This is a genomic window from Desulfomicrobium salsuginis (assembly GCF_054657795.1).
Genome location: NZ_BAAHYA010000001.1, coordinates 217,204 through 233,071, shown reverse-complemented (window position 1 = coordinate 233,071; position 15,868 = coordinate 217,204). Strand labels below are relative to the sequence as shown.

Here is a 15,868-nt window from a genome sequence, read left to right as displayed (position 1 = left end):
GATGTTGGAGGAAGCCGCAGTTTCGGAACTCGTCGCATGCCGGATCATATGCAGGTGAAGTGGATGCCCATGGGGGTTATCTGCGTTCCCGCGGCATGGCCCGGCGATGTATCAGGTGGTCGAGCGGCAGGCGGGACACACGCCTTCGAGGCGGATGTCCACGTGGCGGATGTCCGCCTCCAGGCCCTCCAGGCCCTCGGTGTTCAGGATGCCCTGGGCGTGACGCAGGCAGAGGTAGCGGTCGCAGCGCGTGCAGTGGAAGTGCGGGTGCTCGTCGTCGTGATCCTCGCGCAGGCAGAATCGGCGCGATTTGTCGCCGAGGTCCAGACGGTTCAGGACTTCGTGTTCGACCAGCAGGTCGAGGATGCGGTAGACCGTGACCCGGTTGATGTCCGATTTGGCGCGCACCGCGTCCAGAATCTCCGGCGCGCTGGACGGGTAGGGGGTGCCGCCCACGGCCATGAGCACGCGCACGCGGTGCTCCGTGGCCTCCAGTCCCGCGGCGGCGAGACGGTGTTCCGCCGCCTTGGCGGTCATGCGGGCCTTCACCCGAGCCTCCGCAGGCTGCGCACGCCCCAGGCCAGGACATACCCGCCCGTGGCCATGGCGATGATGGACGCGCCCGAGGTGATGTCGAAGTGGTAGGACACGGCCAGGCCGGCCAGGCAGAAGACGAGGCTCGCCAGGGTGGCCAGGACCATCATCTTCCACAGGGAGTTGGTGAAGAGTTCGGCCAGCATGGGCGGGATGGTCAGCAGGGCGATGACCAGGATGAGTCCGGCCACCTGGATGACCATGATCACGGTCACGGCCGTCAGGACCTGCATCAGCGCGTAGAGCAGGCGCACGGGCACGCCCATGGAGCGCGCGAACTCCATGTCGAAGGACAGGGCCAGGAAGTCCTTGTACCAGAAGAAGACCACGGCCAGGATGAAGGCGTCGAGGACCGCCATGAAGACGATGTCTCCGCGGGGGACGGCCAGGATGCTCCCGAAGAGGTAGCTCATCAGGTCGACGTTGTAGCCGGGCGTGAGGTCCATGAGGATGATGCCGACGGCCATGCCCGCCGCCCACATGATGCCCACCACGGAGTCGCTGCGCTCGGCGCGGCCGAAGGAGGCCATGGCCATGGCCAGGGCGGCCAGGACCGTGAAGGCCACGGCGCAGGGCAGCACGGGCAGGCCCAGGAAAAAGGCCAGGCCCACGCCGCCGTAGGCCGTGTGGGCCACGCCCCCGGCCATGAAGACCTGGCGGTTGACGACCACGAGGGTGCCGATGACGCCGCAGGCCAGGCTGGCCAGCAGCCCGGCCAGCAGGGCGTTGCGCATGAATTCCATGCCGAGGAGGTCCATCATTTCGTCACCCCCCGTCCGCCGGCGGTGAAGATCGAGGACATGCCGCGGATGTACTCGTCCAGGGGGCAGGTCGCGTCATGGGTGCCGTAGATGAGTTCGAGCATGGTCGGCGTCAGTTCGCGGCCGCGGTTCTGGATGAGGCGGTTGTTGACCACGGCCACGCTGGTGATGCGCGTGGAGGCCGAGATGAGGTCGTGGCTGACCATGACGATGGTGATGGAGGCGCTCAGGGCCGAGAGCAGGTCGAAGAGGCAGACCTTGCCCTGGGGGTCGATGTTGGAGGTGGGCTCGTCGAAGAGCAACAGGGCCGGGTCAGAAATCAGGGCCCGGGCCACGAGCACGCGCTGCTTCTGGCCGCCGGATAGGGCGTCGAAGCGGCGTCCGGCCAGGTCGGCCATGTCGACCATGTCCAGGGTGTCCAGGGCCTTGCGCTTCTCGTCCGCCGAGTAGCCGGGCCAGCGCCGGGTCGAGAAGAGTCCGCTGCCGCGCCGCAGCCCCAGCAGGACAACGTCCCGGACCGTGACGGGGAAGCTCGGCTGGACAAGGGCGTGCTGCGGCACGTAGCCCACGGCGGGCCGCGCGACGGCCGGGTCGGCTCCGAGGACGCGTACGGTGCCGCGCGAGGGGCGGAGAAGTCCGAGGATGATCTTGACCAGGGTTGTCTTGCCGCCGCCGTTGGGCCCGATGACGGCCAGGAAATCCCTGGCGCCGACGCTCAAGGTCACGTCCGTGAGGACCTCGCGGTCCGCGTAGGCGAAGCTCACGCCCGAGAGTTCGATGACGGGGCCTTCGGCCAGCAGACGGTGGAAGCGCGGCCCGGGTACGGCCGTGTGCTCGTGGCCTGTGCAGGTGGAGCAGATGTGGTCGGGTGAATGCATGTCTTTACCTTGCGGGCCGTTTCGTTAGCCAGGCCGGCGGGACCCGGGCGGGAGGTCCGCCGGCGCCGGGCGAGGTCCCGGATCGATTTTTCCCATGATTTGGAATGCATGTTTATGCAACAGGATTGCATCTCGTCAAGGGCGGCCGGCGCGGGTGGCGGCCCTTGTGCATCGCCTCTTCAGGCCGTAGGAAAAGGGGGCGGCCGCGCCAATGGCGGTCCGGATTACAGGAGGAACCATGCTCGATTTTGCCATAGACGAGTCACGCTGCATCCAGTGCGGCGAGTGCGCGGCCGACTGCCCCGTGCGCATCATAGACATGAGCCAGGGGCTGCCGCGAATCAGCGAACAGCGGCAGGGCCTGTGCATCAGGTGCCAGCATTGCCTGGCCGTTTGCCCCACGGCGGCCCTGTCCATCTTCGGCGTGGACCCGGACGCGAGCGCCGAGATCCTGCCGCCTTCCCCGGACGGTCTGGAGAACCTGATCAAGAGCCGCAGGTCCGTGCGGCGTTACCGGCCCGAGGCTGTGGAGCGGGCCGTCCTGGACCGTCTCATGGACGCCGTGGCCTACGCCCCCACGGGCAAGAACGAGCGCAAGGTCCGCTTTACCCTGGTGGACGACCCGGAAGTCATGGCGCGCATCCGCGTCCTGACCATGGATGGCATCCGCCGGGCCGTGGACGAGGACGGCCTGCCCGACGGCATGGAGTTTTTCGCCAAGTTCCTGACCGCCTGGGACCAGGGCCGCGACATCATCTTCCGCGAAGCCCCGCACATGCTCATCGCCTCCTCCCCCCGCGAGGCCACCTCCGGCGAGGCCGACCCCTTCATCGCCCTGTCCTATTTCGAGCTCATGGCCGCGAGCCTGGGTGTGGGAACGGTCTGGTGCGGGTACGCCCGCTGGGCCCTGCAGAGCGTGGTGCCGGAGCTGGGCCGCAGGCTGGGCATCCCCTCGGACCACCGCTCCATGTACGTCGTCATGTTCGGCTACCCGGCCGTGCGCTACGCCCGCGCCGTGCAGCGCGAGGTGCAGGGCCTGCACCGCGTCAGGTCCGGCGACCTGGAGGGCGGGCTGTGAGGCGCGGCATTCTCGATGTCCTGCGCGAGCGCGTGGTCGTGGCCGACGGGGCCATGGGGTCGCTCCTTTTCGAACGGGGCGTGGACAGCTCGTCCTGCTACGACGCCTTGAACCTGACGGACCCGGCCCTGGTGCGGTCCATCCATCAGGCCTATGCGGTGGCCGGGGCCGAGGTCCTGGAGACCAACACCTTCGGCGCCAACAGGGCCAAGCTCGGCCGTTTCGACCTGGGGCACAGGGTTCGCGAGATCAACCTGCGCGGAGCCGAACTGGCCCGGGCCGAAGCCGGCGAGGGCCGCTGGGTGGCCGGGGCCATGGGCCCGCTGGGGCGCCTGGGCGAGGAGACGGCCGCGCCGGGAGAGATTGAGGAGATTTTCGCCGAGCAGGCCCGGGCTCTGGTCGAGGGCGGAGTGGACTTCATCGTGCTCGAAACCTTCGCCAGTCTCACCCTGCTGCTGTCGGCCCTGCGCGGGGTCAAGGCGGCCGTTTCCGTGCCCGTGGCCGCGCAGATGGTCTTCACCCAGCGCGGGCGCACCCATTCGGGCCGCTCGGCCCGCGAGTGCTTCGAGGCCCTGGTGGCGGCCGGGGCCGACATTGTCGGCCTCAACTGCGGCATCGGCCCCAAGAATTCCCTGGAAGTGGTCCGCGCCCTGGGTCCGGTATCTGTGCCCTTGTCGGTGCTGCCCAACGCGGGCTTTCCCGAGGCAGCGGGGGACCGGCTCATGTACGCCTCGTCGCCGGAGTATTTCGCGCGGCAGACCGCGGCCTGCGCGGCACACGGCGCACGCCTGTTGGGCGGGTGCTGCGGGACCGGGCCGGAGCACATCGCGGCCCTGGTCAAGGCGCTGGGATCAGCTTTGCCCGAAGTGCGGATCGAAGCCCCGTCGGCCGAGGAACGCACGGCCGGGACTGCGGTCCCGACGCGTCTGGCGCGCAGGCTGCAGGAGGGCAAGGTCGTCCTGGTGGAACTCGACCCGCCCAAGCACCTCGACACGGAGCCCGTGCTCCGGGCGGCCGAGGCCCTGGCCGCGGCGGGCGTGGACGCCATCACCATCGCCGAGAACCCCCTGGCCGTGCCGCGCCTCTCGAACATCACCCTGGCCGGCATGGTCCGGGCCAGGACCGGCGCGGACGTGGTCGTGCACCTCACGGGCCGGGACCGCAACCTGGTGGGCATGCAGTCGACCATCATGGGCCTGGCCGCTTCGAACCTGCACAACGTCCTGGCCGTGACCGGGGACCCGCCATCGGCCGGCAGCGCCGAGCGGGTTTCAGGCGTCTACGACCTGCGCTCCATGGAGCTCATTTCCCTGCTGGCCGGCTTCAACCGGGGCCGCAACCACTACGGCGACGACATGCGCCTGCCCGTCAACTTCTGCATCGGCGCGGCCTTCAACCCCAACACGCGCAACATGGCCCTGCAGGTCGGCCGCATGGAGAAGAAGATTGCGGCCGGCGCGACCCACTTCCTGACCCAGCCGGTCTATTCCCGGTCCAGGGTGGACGAGATCCTGGCCGCGACGGCCCACGTCAAGGCCCCCATCGTGCTCGGCATCATGCCCCTGGCCAGCCACCGCAACGCCGAGTTCCTGCACAACGAGTTTCCGGGCATCGAGATTCCCCTCGAAGCGCGCGAGCGCATGGCCCGGGCCGGGGATGCGGGGCAGCGGGAGGGCATCGAGATCGCCTGGGAGCTGCTCGAGTACGCCTGGCCGCATTTCGCGGGGGTGTACATCATCCCGCCGTTCAATCGCCACGCCATGGCCCTGGAGCTCATGCAGCGCCTGGGGCTGAAGCGCTGAAGGCCGGCCCCGGTTTGCGGGAGCCGGCCTTCAGCATTGATTCCAGGATAAAAGAGGGGGGTCAGCCCCGGCCGAGGTCCGTCGAGACGTAGCGCTCCATCACCCAGCCGCGCACGTCTTCGCCGTCGATCTCCACGTACAGCCAGCCAGGGGCGCTGCCGATGACGTTGAGGATCGTGTAGCGCCCCGCCTGGGCGATGATCTCCTCGCTTTCCTCGGGTCCGTAGCGCAGGTTCAGGGTGTCCGTGATGACGGACACCTGGGCGGGCCACTCGCGGCCCGGCGCGCGGATGGGTTCCACGACTTCGTATCCTGCAGGCACGCGCCGGTAGTAGACGTCGCCGAAGACGTGGTAGGTGATGCCGGCCGAGATGACCGTGTGGCTGCCCAGGGGCAGGCTCAGGACGATGAGCCCCAGCGGGGGGCGCACCAGGATGAAGCCGGCGTTCCAGGGCCGGTAGAACCTGCCGCCATGGTAGTGGTAGCGGTCGCGGCCGTGCAGGATGACCGCGTGCCTGGGCGGCAGGTAGTGCACGATGTGCCTGACCTCGTGTCGCGCGTAGCGTCCGGAGTCATGCCGCGGGCCGTCGTCATGCCCCGGGCGCCTGTAATCCCCGCGAGGGGGTTGCCGGATGTACGATGGGCTGCCGTGCCTGCGGCCGTCGTCCTGGTAACGGTCGTCCCGGCGCCTGTCCCCATCCCGGTCATGGTCGCGGACGCGTTTCCGCGCGTCCGGCCGGTCGTATCCACCCTGCGTGTCGACCCGCATGAAGTTGCTTCCGCCTCCGGGTCTGTCGTCGGTTCGGAAATGCTTCCCGTCCCTTTGTCCGTCGTCCTTGGGGCCGTCATGCCTTCGCCCATCCCGTCGATCTTCGCTGCGCTGCCCGTCGAGGCGGAAAGGATCGTTCTGCTTCGTGCGGCCGCCGTCGAGACGGAACGGGTCGTCACCGCGTTGCCCGCCTGTCTCTTGTCCGCCGAGCGTGAAGAGTTCGTCGTGGCTGGCGCGGCGGATTTCCGAGCGATGGCCGTCGCCGCCATGCGCCTGCGTCGCCCATGCCTGCAGGCAGAGCAGGGCGATGATCGTCAGTCGTGATATGTAGGTCGTCATGGTTTTCCTCCTGGAGTTGTCCCATGCGGCAGGCAAGGGGCGTGCCATGCGCTCATGCGCAGCGGAGCCACGGCCGTGGCCGGTTATCCGCCCGTCAGGGGGGCTTGCGCGTGAAGCGTGAAAATCGCCGTCCCGTGTCGGCTGAGAAGTCTTTGCACAACGGGGTGGGCGGTCAGCCCAGTCCCAGGCGCTTGAGCTTGTAGATCAGCCCGCGCCGGGTGATGCCCAGGAGCTGGGCCGCGTGGGTGCGGTTGCCGCCGGTCTGCTTCAGGGCCGCGGCCACGGCCTCGAATTCCTGCTGCTCCAGAGTCTTGGTTTCCTCCGGGAGCTTCGGCCGGGCGACGGCTGGCGCTTCCGGGACAGCCTTGGCCGCGGACTTGCGCACCGCCGGGGGGAGGTGTTCGGGCAGGATGACGTCGGTCTGGCTCAGGAGGCGCACGTGGGCCATGGCGTTGGCCAGTTCGCGCACGTTGCCGGGCCAGGGGTGGTTCTGCAGGGCCTGCGCCGCCGCGCGGGACAGGCGTCGCGCCTCGGCGGCCCCTTTGTTCAGGAAGAACCTCGCCAGGGGGGCGATGTCCTCGGGGCGTTCGCGCAGGGGGGGGATGTCGATGGTGATGACGTTCAGGCGGTAGAAGAGGTCCTGGCGGAAGCGGCCCTGCGCCACGTCCTCCTCCAGGTTGCGGTTGGTGGCGGCGATGAGCCGGCAGTCCACGGCGACCTCCCGGTCCGCGCCCACGGGCGTGATGCGCCCCGTTTCCGTGGCGCGCAGCAGGGACGCCTGCAACTCAAGGGGCATGTCGCCGATCTCGTCGAGAAAGAGGGTGCCTTCGTGGGCTTCGCGGAAAAATCCCTTGCGCTTGGCCACGGCGCCGGTGAAGGCGCCCTTCTCGTGGCCGAAGAGTTCGCTGGGCAGGAGGGTCGGTGCCACAGCCGCGCAGTTGACCGTGACGAGGGCCTTGTCCCGCCGCGCGCTGTTCACGTGGATGAACTGGGCCACGACTTCCTTGCCGCTGCCGCTTTCGCCCGTGAGCAGCACCGTGGCGTCGCTGCCGGCCACGCGCCAGGCGTCGCGCAGCACGGCGCGCATGGCCGGGCTCTCGGCCACGATGCCCTCCAGGGCCGAGGCCGGCACGTCCGCGTCGCCGTCCCCGTGCACGCCGAGGGCGTCCCGCACGGCGGCCAGCAGTTCGTCAAGATCCACGGGCTTGGCCAGATAGTCCACGGCGCCGAGCTTGAGGGCGTCCACGGCTTCGCGCACGTCGGCGTAGGCCGTGACCAGGAGGAACGGCAGGCCCGGCTGGTCGGCCCGGGCGCGGCGCAGGAGGTCCAACCCGCTGGCGCCGGGCATGCGCACGTCGCTGACGACCATGGCCGGTGCATCCTTCCCGATGGACTTCAGCGCGGCGGCGACGTCCTCGGCTTCCAGGACATCGAACCCCGCGTCCCGCAGCACGCGGGCATAGAGGTCCCGGTAGCGGGCCTCGTCGTCGACAATCAGGATGGTCGTGTTCATGCGCGCTCCTGGGCGTTTCTGATTCCGGAAATGGTCATGGCGGTGCCTCCGGCCGGGACGGAGGACGCCTGGATCTTCCAGCCGTGGGACTCCACCAGGCGTTTGACGATGGCCAGCCCCAGACCGTGGCCCGAGGCCGAACCCGACACGTAGGGCTTGAAGATGTTGGGGAGCAGCTCCGGCGCGATGCCCGTGCCCTGGTCCTCGACGACGAGCTGCCACCGGCGGCCCTGGCGCTGCATCCGGATGCGCACGACGGTGCCCGCGGGCGAGGCGTGCAGGCTGTTCAGCAGCAGGTTGACGAGGATCTGCCGCAGCAGGGCCTCGTCGGCCAGGACGACGGCCCCGGGCACAATTGATTCCAGTCCCACCCCGGCGAGGTCGAAGTCGGGCCCCATGACTTCCGTCAGCTCCCGGCAGAGGCGGTCCACGGCCACGGGACCGGGGTTCACGGTGCGTTGCCGGGCGAAGTTCATGAAGTTGCCGAGCCTGGAGGTGGTCTTGTCCACCTCGTCCATGATGTGTTCGAGCATCGTCCGGCTCTCGGCCGGGATGTCGCGGCGGGCCGCGATCTGCTGGGCCATGCCCATGATGATGCCCAGCGGGTTCTTGGTCTCGTGGGCCAGGCCCGCCGCGGCCAGGCCGAGCTCTTCCAGGTGGGCGCTGCGCAGACGTTCGGCGGCGAGTTCACCGGCCAGAAGCCTGCGCCGGTTGCCCGCGATCCACGCCGCCGTGACGGCCAAGATGCAGGCCAGGGCCAGGGCGTAGATGGGCGCCTGGCGTTGCCAGTACCAGGAGGTCGAGAAGGTTTCGGTGCGGCTGCGGAAGCCCAGGTACATGACCGGGTTGCTGCGCATCCAGAGCCCCAGGCCGAAATGCGGGGATTCGAGGGCCTCGGCCCAGGTGGACGGCAGGTTGACCTGCTGCAGCGGGGCCCAGACGATGAGCATGGACTCCGTGGCCATTTCGCCGCGGTCGCCGCCGGTCACCAGCAATTCCGGGACCTCGCCGGTCTGGACCAGGCGCCCGTGCCGTGCTTCGACCACGACGAAGGCCGTGCGGGAGTCGCGGGTGATGCTGGCCAGGACGCGCTCGATCTGCTGCCAGTCCGTCAGCACCCCGTTGCTCATGGTGGCGATGATGGCGTTCAACGTCTGAAATGTCTCCTGGGCGCGCTGCCGACGCCACTCCAGGGACCGGTCGCTGTAGCCCTGCCAAGACCACAGGCCCCAGAGGGAGAGGGCCAGGATCATGGCCGCCGCGGCCAGCAGGGGCGCGCGGTAGATGCTGCGGGTGGCGTGCTTCATGTGTCCTCCTTGCGGGCTATCGCCAAGCAAAGAGCGTGCTGGATGTTCAACCCAGGAGCATGCGGTCCGAAATTTCGGCGTCTTCCTGGCCGTGGAATTTCTGCAGCAGGTCCTCGACCCTCAGGGCCGCCTTTTCCTGGCCGCGGACGTCGAAGATGATGCGGCCGCGGTGCATCATGATCAGCCGGTTCCCCAGGGCCAGGGCCTGCTGCATGTTGTGGGTGACCATGAGGGTGGTCAGGCCGCCGGCCGTGACGATGTTCTCGGTCAGTGCGAGGATCTGGGCAGCGGTCTTGGGGTCCAGGGCCGCCGTGTGCTCGTCCAGGAGCAGCAGTTCCGGGCGCACCAGGGTGGCCATGACCATGGTCAGGGCCTGGCGCTGGCCGCCCGAGAGCAGCCCCGCCCGGTCCTGGAGCCGGTCTTCGAGGCCCAGGCCCAGCACTTTCAGGTGTTCGCGGAAAAGCTCCCGGTCGGAGGGCTTGACGCCGCGCGACAGGCCGCGCCGCTGTCCGCGCCGCAGGGCCAGGGCCATGTTCTGGGCGATGGAGCCGCCGGCGCAGGTGCCCATGAGCGGGTCCTGGAAGACGCGGCCGATGAAGCGGGCGCGCCGGTGCTCGGGCCAGCGGGTCACGTCGGTGCCGCCCACGGCGATGGTGCCCGAGTCCAGGGCGTGGGTCCCGGCCAGGCAGGACAGGAAGGTCGACTTGCCGGCCCCGTTGGAGCCGATGATGGTGATGAAGTCGCCCTGTTCGATGTCGATGGACAGGTCTCGGATGCTGTGCACTTCGTTCACACTGCCCCGGTGGAAATACTTGTTCAGTCCGGTGGCGCGGATCATCGTGCGAACCTCCTTTTGATCATGGGCAGGCTCAGGGCGATGATGACCAGGAAGGCGGTGATGAGATTCAGGTCGCTGGGCGTGAAGGAGAAGCCGCCGAGGTCGAGGCCCAGGGCCAGGGCGATGGCCGTGCGGTAGACCACGGAGCCGACGATGACGGCGATGCAGGCCCGGGCGATGGTCGCCTTGCCGCAGATCGTCTCGCCGAGGATGACCGAGGCCAGGCCGGCGACGATGGTGCCCACGCCCATGTTCACGTCGGCCGCGCCCTGGTTCTGGGCGATGAGGGCGCCGCTGAAGGCCACCAGGGCGTTGGACAGGCCGACTCCGAAGATGATGACGTTGTCCGTGTTCACGCCCAGGGCCGTGATCATCTGGCGGTTGTCGCCCGTGGCCAGCATGGCCTGGCCGTACTCCGTGTGCAGGAACCAGATGAGGGCCGCCGTGACGGCCGTGGCCACGAGGAAGAAGAAGACCGGCGTGACCTGGAAGAGGGGCAGGCTAAAGGCCTCCAGGTCTGTCAGCACCGAGGGCGTGCCCAGCAGGGCCACGTTGGGGCCGCCCATGATGCGGATGTTGATGGAGTAGAGCGAGATCATGGTCAGGATGGAGGCCAGCAGGTGCAGGATCCTGAGCTTGGTGTTCAGGAGCGCCGTCACGGCCCCGGCCGCGAACCCGGCCGCCGTGGCCAGGGCCAGGGCCAGGTAGGGGCTGTGCCCGGCCGTGATGGTCACGGCGCTGACCGAGGCCCCCAGCGGCAGGCTGCCGTCCACGGTCAGGTCGGGGAAATCGAGGATGCGGAATGTCAGGTACACCCCGAGGGCCATGATGCCGTAGAGGAAGCCCTGTTCCAGGGCGCCGAGCAATGCGTAGAGGGTCATGTCGAGTCAGTGGTAAGAATGATACGGGAAGACGCCGCGCGTCCGATGTGCGGCACATACATGGGGCCGGCGGCGAGGACAAGCCGCAGGGTGGGGTGGCGGCAGTCCGGTACCTTGCCCGCCAGGGTTTCCCCCGGCGGGGTTCGCTACGGACTCTGTCGCCGCAGCATGCCCCGCGAACTCCGGCCGACTCCCGAGCCGGAGGCGGCCGCACATCAGGTCGCATCGGCATTTTTGGAGCGCGCCGTCTGCCCGCTTTGACAGACGCTTCGCGCTTCCTGTAGGCCAAGGCCCGATCCCAACAGTCTTCCCGAGGTTTTTCCATGCCCACGCCCCTTGAAGTCCTCCGTTCGGTTTTCGGCTACGACGCTTTTCAGGGCCCGCAGGAGGCGGTCATCGAGACCGTCCTGGCCGGCCGGGACGCCGTGGTCCTCATGCCCACGGGCGGGGGCAAGTCCCTGTGCTACCAGATTCCGGCCCTGGTCCGTCCCGGCACGGCCGTCGTCGTCTCTCCGCTCATCGCCCTCATGCGCGACCAGGTGCAGGGCCTGACCCAGAACGGCGTGCGCGCGGCCTGCCTCAATTCCTCCCTGGACCCGGCCCGGGCCCGCGAGGTGGAAGCCGAACTCATGGCCGGGCGCCTCGACCTGCTTTACGTCGCCCCCGAGCGCGTCTTCGCGCCGGGCTTTCTGGACCGCCTCGCGCGCGTCCCCCTGGCCCTCTTCGCCATCGACGAGGCCCACTGCGTGTCCCAGTGGGGCCACGACTTCCGGCCCGAGTACACCCGCCTGGGTGAACTGGCCGATCTCTTCCCCGGAGTGCCGCGCCTGGCCCTGACGGCCACGGCCGACGACATGACCCGCGCGGACATCATCCGCCAGCTGCGTCTGGACTCGGCCCGCGTCTTCGCCTCGGGCTTCGACCGGCCCAACATCCGCTATCTCGTGACCCTCAAGGACCGGCCCGAACAGCAGCTCCTGGCCTTCCTGCGCTCCCGCCCTGCGGGTGAGGCCGGCATCGTCTACCGCATGTCGCGCAAGAAGGTCGAGGCCACGGCCCAGGCCCTGGGCGCGGAAGGGTTCACGGCCCTGCCGTACCACGCCGGCCTTTCCGCCGCCGCGCGCGAGGCCAACCAGGAGCGGTTCATGCGCGAGGAGGGCGTGGTCATGGTCGCCACCGTGGCCTTCGGCATGGGCGTGGACAAGCCCAATGTCCGTTTCGTGGCCCACGTGGACCCGCCCACGAGTCTGGAGGCCTATCACCAGGAAACGGGACGCGCTGGCCGCGACGGCCTGCCCGCCGTGGCCTGGATGACCTACGGCCTGGGCGACATCGCCATGCTGCGCCGCCTGGTGGCCATGGACGACGCCTCCATGCCCGCGTTCCAGGGCGACGGCGAGGCCCGCAAGCGCCACGAGCGCCTCAAGCAGCAGAAGCTGACGGCGCTGCTGGGCTACTGCGAAACGACAGGCTGCCGGCGTCAGGCGCTGCTGCGCTACTTCGGTCAGGATCTCCCGCAGCCCTGCGGCAACTGCGACACGTGTCTGGACCCCGTCGAGACCTGGGACGGCACCGTGGCGGCCCAGAAGGCCCTGTCCAACATCTTCCGCGTGCGCGAAGGCTTTGGGGTCGGGCACCTGGCCGACGTGCTGGCCGGCAAGGCGACGCGGGCCGTGGAGCGCTGGGGGCACGCGCAGCTCTCGACCTTCGGCGTGGGCACGGAGCTCTCAAGGGCCGAATGGCTGAGCGTCTACCGTCAGCTGGTGGCCGCGGGCCTGGCCGACGTGGACCTCGAAGGCTACGGCGCGCTGAAGCTCAACGCCCGCAGCTGGGAGGTCATGAAGGGCCGCCTGCCGGTTCACCTGCGCCGTGACCCCGTCCCGGCCGCACGGAGCCGCAAGGCGGGCGCCGCGCAGACCGGCCCATCCGGCGAGTCGCCGGCCGGAGGGTCGCAGCCTGCCTCAGAGGAGGAACGGACCCTGTGGGAGAGTCTGCGCGCGTTGCGGCTGCAGATATCCAGGGAGCAGGACGTGCCGCCCTACGCCGTGTTCGCGGACAAGACGCTCCTGGAGATGGTCAGGTACAGGCCCGGCAGCATCGAGGATCTGCTGTGCATTGCCGGCGTCGGACGCATGAAGCTCTCGGCCTACGGGGAACGATTCGTGGAGGCCTTGCGACTGCACGAGGACGGGCACGGCCGACCGGAAGGGCTCCCGCCCTTGCCTGCGCCGCGCGTGGAGAAGGTCCGGGTCCGGGAGGAAGGCCTCTCCTCAACGGAGCAGGCCAGCCTGGACTGCTTCCGGCAGACCGGGTCCGTGCAGGGCGCTGCGGACCTGCGGGGGCTCAAGCCCGGCACGGTCTACGCCCACCTGACCAAGGCCGTGTCCCTGGGGCTCGCTTCGGCCGCGGAGGTCACGGCCTTGACCAGGGCGCAGTTATCCCGCATCGAGGAAGAACTGGAGTCCCCGCGGCGCAAGGGTTACGGTGGGCTGTCGCAAGTGGCCGAGGCCCTGGGCGGCGAGTTCGATTTCGACGTCCTGCGCTGCGTGCGCGCCGGGATGCAGCGGGAACGCGCGGAGGGTTGATGCGGATCTATCTCGTGGGCGGCGCGGTGCGCGACAAGGTCCTGGGGCTGGCCCCCGTGGACCTCGACTATGTGGCCGTGGGCGGGACCGAGGCCGAACTCCGGCGGCGTGTCCCCGGCCTGACGCGGGTCGGGCAGGGCGTCCCTGTCTTTGTGCGCGGCGGCAGCCAGTACACGATCTCCGAATATCCGACCATCGAGGAGGACCTGGCCTCCCGCGACCTGACGGTCAACGCCTTGGCTGAGGACGAGGGGGGCCTTCTCCTGGCCCATCCCCTGGCCCTGGCCGACCTGCGCGACGGCATCCTGCGCCCCGTGGCCCAAGCCAATTTCCTGGCCGATCCCTTGCGCGCCATCCGTGCGGCCCGGTTCGCCGCCGCCTTTCCCGGTTTTTCGGTCCATGCGGATCTTCTGACCGCCATGCGGACCGTTTCGGCCGAACTGGGGCGGGTCGCGGCCGAGCGCGTCGGGCAGGAGGCCTTGAAGGCCTGCGCCGCGCCTGCGCCGGGCAATTTCCTGCGCGTCCTGCGCGATGGGCGCTGTCTCGGGCCGTGGCTGGCCGAATTTCTGGATGCCGACGCCATCCCCGCCGGGCCGCCGGCCTTCCACGAAACGGACGTGCTGGAGCACACGGCCCGCGTCATGGACCGCTGCGCCGGCGAAACCCTGGCTGCGTGGATGGCCCTCTGCCACGACCTGGGCAAGACCCTCACCCCGCCGGACACCCTGCCGCATCATTTCGGGCACGAGGACACGGGCCAGGAACTGTCCGAAGCCCTGGCCCTGCGCCTGCGCCTGCCGAACCGTTTCCGCGCGGCCGGGCGCCTGGCCGCGCGCTGGCACATGGCCGCGGGGCGGTACGGTGAACTCCGGGCTTCCACCAGGGTGCGGATGCTCCTGGAACTGGACAAGGCGGGGATCGTGGAACCGTTCTTCAGGCTGGTCGTCGCCGACGGTGGCGGGGACGTGCGGGCGCGGGCTGTGGCCGACCTGCACCTGATCAAGTCCGTGCGACTCCCGGAAAAGCACCGCGACCAGGGCCCGAAAAGCGCCGAAGTGCTGCTGCAACTTCGCTGCGAGGTCCTGACGCGAGCTGTCGGCGACGCAGACGACGGGCCGGCATTGCGTTCGGGGGAGGAGATATGAGCGTGAGAATGGCGGCTCTGTTCATTGCTTGGCTGGCCTGCGCAGGGCTGCTGGCCTGGCCGGGCGATGTCCGCGGCGGGTCGGGGGCGCAGCGGGATGTGCTGGCGTTCGCCCGTGCGGGATCGATCTGGGTGTGTTCCGGCGACGGCGGCGGCAGGCGGGAGCTCTGTCCGGGCTTCCTGCCGGGTGTCGGTCCAGACGGTCGTACCGTGGCGTTCTTCAGGTCCGGCGGCGGCAAGGGCCAGGACTCGGCGGACGAACTCTGGCTGCACGATCTGGTTTCGGGCGGGGAACGCAGGCTGGCCGCCGGCCTTGCAGCGTACTCGCCGCCGGTCTGGTCCCCGGACGGGCGGACCGTCGCCGTCCTGGCCCGCGACGGGCGGGGCATGACGCAGATCGTTGCCGTGCGCGCCGACGGTTCGGGGCGGAGGGCCCTTTTTGCCGAGGGGGACGGCGGTGCAGGCTTTCTCTGCTCCCTTTCCTCGAGCCCGGACGGCGCCCTGGTGACGCACGACATGGTCGCGGCCTACTGGATCGGGCCGGACGGGGAGTTGAAGGAGCGGGTGCCCCTGGACAAGATAATGGGGAACCTCGCGGGCGGGGTCACCAGCGCGCACCGTCTGGCCGTTTGTCCGACGGACCCCGGACTGCTGGTCTTCGGCCACAGCGCACCCGGTACGCCGCAGTTCGAGCGCGTCATGCGCGAGCCGAACTCGGCCCTTTCCGTCCATGACCGCTGGACCGGCAAGGGCAAGAACATGCGCATCACCCCGCCTGAAATCACGGCCTTCGACCAGGTCTGGTCCATGGACGGCAAGCGCGTCTATTTCATCGGCTACAGGGATGCGCAGGCCGCCGAGGCGGATTTGTTCAGGGTCTGGCGGGTGGAGCGTTTCGGGGGCGGGCTCAGGGAGCTGACCCTCGGGGAGAACGTGAGCGCCGGCGCGAGGTGAGGCCCGGGCCTTTGAAGGCCACGAAGCACAGCAGTGCTCCGGCGGCCACCATGACGGCCTTGCCCAAGTCCGGACGGGTGTCGCGTTCGAGGGCGTTCACCCATGGCAGGGACGGCAGGTAGTGCGCGACGGCTGGGCCTTTGGCAATCCCGGCGCTGTAGGATGACCCGATGACCTTGGTGTTTCCGTGCACCACCGTGCCGCCGGGCAGGACGAACTCGTAGCCGACGGCCCAACTGTAGCGGTTCGCCATCGGGTCTTGGCGGTCGCCCAGTTCCCGGCGCACCGTGGTGATCTCCGCCTCGGTCCGCGCTCCTGCGAACGGCAGGATGGGCATGACGACGCCGTAGAGGACGAAGGCCGTTCCGACCAGGAACAGCATGGACCGCGCCGCCAGACTTTTCGTTTCCGAGGACATGGGATGC

General features: G+C 69.3%; 14 protein-coding genes. 5 read left to right on the top strand and 9 right to left on the bottom strand.

Annotation, left to right across the window (positions count from 1 at the left end):
• Positions 1-111: 111 nt before the first annotated feature.
• Genes ACYQ3G_RS01020 through ACYQ3G_RS01010 form a run of 3 tightly spaced genes read right to left on the bottom strand, consistent with a single transcriptional unit; the run spans position 112 to position 2,233 of the window.
• On the bottom strand, positions 112-549 hold the full coding sequence (locus ACYQ3G_RS01020; protein WP_459821528.1) for a Fur family transcriptional regulator: 438 nt from the start codon (positions 547-549) through the stop codon (positions 112-114).
• On the bottom strand, positions 546-1,355 hold the full coding sequence (locus ACYQ3G_RS01015) for a metal ABC transporter permease (protein WP_459821526.1): 810 nt from the start codon (positions 1,353-1,355) through the stop codon (positions 546-548). The genes ACYQ3G_RS01020 and ACYQ3G_RS01015 overlap by 4 nt, the downstream gene beginning before the upstream one ends.
• Positions 1,352-2,233, bottom strand: a complete 882-nt coding sequence (locus ACYQ3G_RS01010) for a metal ABC transporter ATP-binding protein (RefSeq protein WP_459821524.1) — start codon at positions 2,231-2,233, stop codon at positions 1,352-1,354. Before ACYQ3G_RS01010 ends, ACYQ3G_RS01015 begins: the two co-directional genes overlap by 4 nt.
• Before the next feature lie 238 nt (positions 2,234-2,471).
• Here ACYQ3G_RS01010 and ACYQ3G_RS01005 point away from each other — a divergent pair, with 238 nt between their 5' ends.
• The gene (locus tag ACYQ3G_RS01005) at positions 2,472-3,311 is read left to right on the top strand and encodes a nitroreductase family protein (RefSeq protein WP_459821522.1); all 840 of its coding nucleotides are present in this window, start codon (positions 2,472-2,474) and stop codon (positions 3,309-3,311) included.
• Entirely contained in the window at positions 3,308-5,113 is a 1,806-nt protein-coding gene (locus ACYQ3G_RS01000) for a bifunctional homocysteine S-methyltransferase/methylenetetrahydrofolate reductase (RefSeq protein WP_459821520.1), read from the top strand. Before ACYQ3G_RS01005 ends, ACYQ3G_RS01000 begins: the two co-directional genes overlap by 4 nt.
• 61 nt (positions 5,114-5,174) lie before the next feature.
• On the opposite strand, the gene ACYQ3G_RS00995 is transcribed toward ACYQ3G_RS01000, so the two are convergent.
• The 5 genes from ACYQ3G_RS00995 to ACYQ3G_RS00975 all read right to left on the bottom strand — a co-directional run bounded on the left by ACYQ3G_RS00995 (position 5,175) and on the right by ACYQ3G_RS00975 (position 10,760).
• Positions 5,175-6,221 carry a DUF6515 family protein gene (locus ACYQ3G_RS00995; protein ID WP_459821518.1) on the bottom strand — a complete coding sequence of 349 codons (1,047 nt, stop codon included), beginning with the start codon at positions 6,219-6,221 and terminating at the stop codon, positions 5,175-5,177.
• A 172-nt stretch (positions 6,222-6,393) separates the two neighbouring features.
• Positions 6,394-7,734, bottom strand: a complete 1,341-nt coding sequence (locus tag ACYQ3G_RS00990) for a sigma-54-dependent transcriptional regulator (protein WP_459821516.1) — start codon at positions 7,732-7,734, stop codon at positions 6,394-6,396.
• Positions 7,731-9,041: a sensor histidine kinase gene (locus ACYQ3G_RS00985; protein ID WP_459821514.1), complete on the bottom strand. Its 1,311-nt coding sequence runs from the start codon at positions 9,039-9,041 to the stop codon at positions 7,731-7,733. The genes ACYQ3G_RS00990 and ACYQ3G_RS00985 overlap by 4 nt, the downstream gene beginning before the upstream one ends.
• A gap of 46 nt (positions 9,042-9,087) precedes the next feature.
• Positions 9,088-9,879 carry an ABC transporter ATP-binding protein gene (locus ACYQ3G_RS00980; protein WP_459821512.1) on the bottom strand — a complete coding sequence of 264 codons (792 nt, stop codon included), beginning with the start codon at positions 9,877-9,879 and terminating at the stop codon, positions 9,088-9,090.
• Entirely contained in the window at positions 9,876-10,760 is an 885-nt protein-coding gene (locus tag ACYQ3G_RS00975) for an ABC transporter permease (RefSeq protein WP_459821510.1), read from the bottom strand. Before ACYQ3G_RS00975 ends, ACYQ3G_RS00980 begins: the two co-directional genes overlap by 4 nt.
• A 323-nt stretch (positions 10,761-11,083) precedes the next feature.
• Here ACYQ3G_RS00975 and recQ point away from each other — a divergent pair, with 323 nt between their 5' ends.
• Genes recQ through ACYQ3G_RS00960 form a run of 3 tightly spaced genes read left to right on the top strand, consistent with a single transcriptional unit; the run spans position 11,084 to position 15,443 of the window.
• Entirely contained in the window at positions 11,084-13,345 is a 2,262-nt protein-coding gene (recQ, locus tag ACYQ3G_RS00970) for a DNA helicase RecQ (RefSeq protein WP_459821508.1), read from the top strand.
• On the top strand, positions 13,345-14,490 hold the full coding sequence (locus ACYQ3G_RS00965) for a tRNA nucleotidyltransferase (RefSeq protein ID WP_459821506.1): 1,146 nt from the start codon (positions 13,345-13,347) through the stop codon (positions 14,488-14,490). The genes recQ and ACYQ3G_RS00965 overlap by 1 nt, the downstream gene beginning before the upstream one ends.
• Positions 14,487-15,443 (top strand): TolB family protein, encoded by a 957-nt coding sequence (locus ACYQ3G_RS00960; RefSeq protein WP_459821504.1) that lies wholly within the window; start codon positions 14,487-14,489, stop codon positions 15,441-15,443. Before ACYQ3G_RS00965 ends, ACYQ3G_RS00960 begins: the two co-directional genes overlap by 4 nt.
• Here ACYQ3G_RS00960 and ACYQ3G_RS00955 read toward each other — a convergent pair.
• Positions 15,397-15,861 carry a hypothetical protein gene (locus ACYQ3G_RS00955; protein ID WP_459821502.1) on the bottom strand — a complete coding sequence of 155 codons (465 nt, stop codon included), beginning with the start codon at positions 15,859-15,861 and terminating at the stop codon, positions 15,397-15,399. The two genes, ACYQ3G_RS00960 and ACYQ3G_RS00955, sit on opposite strands and share 47 nt — an antisense overlap.
• Between the last annotated feature and the right edge of the window lie 7 nt (positions 15,862-15,868).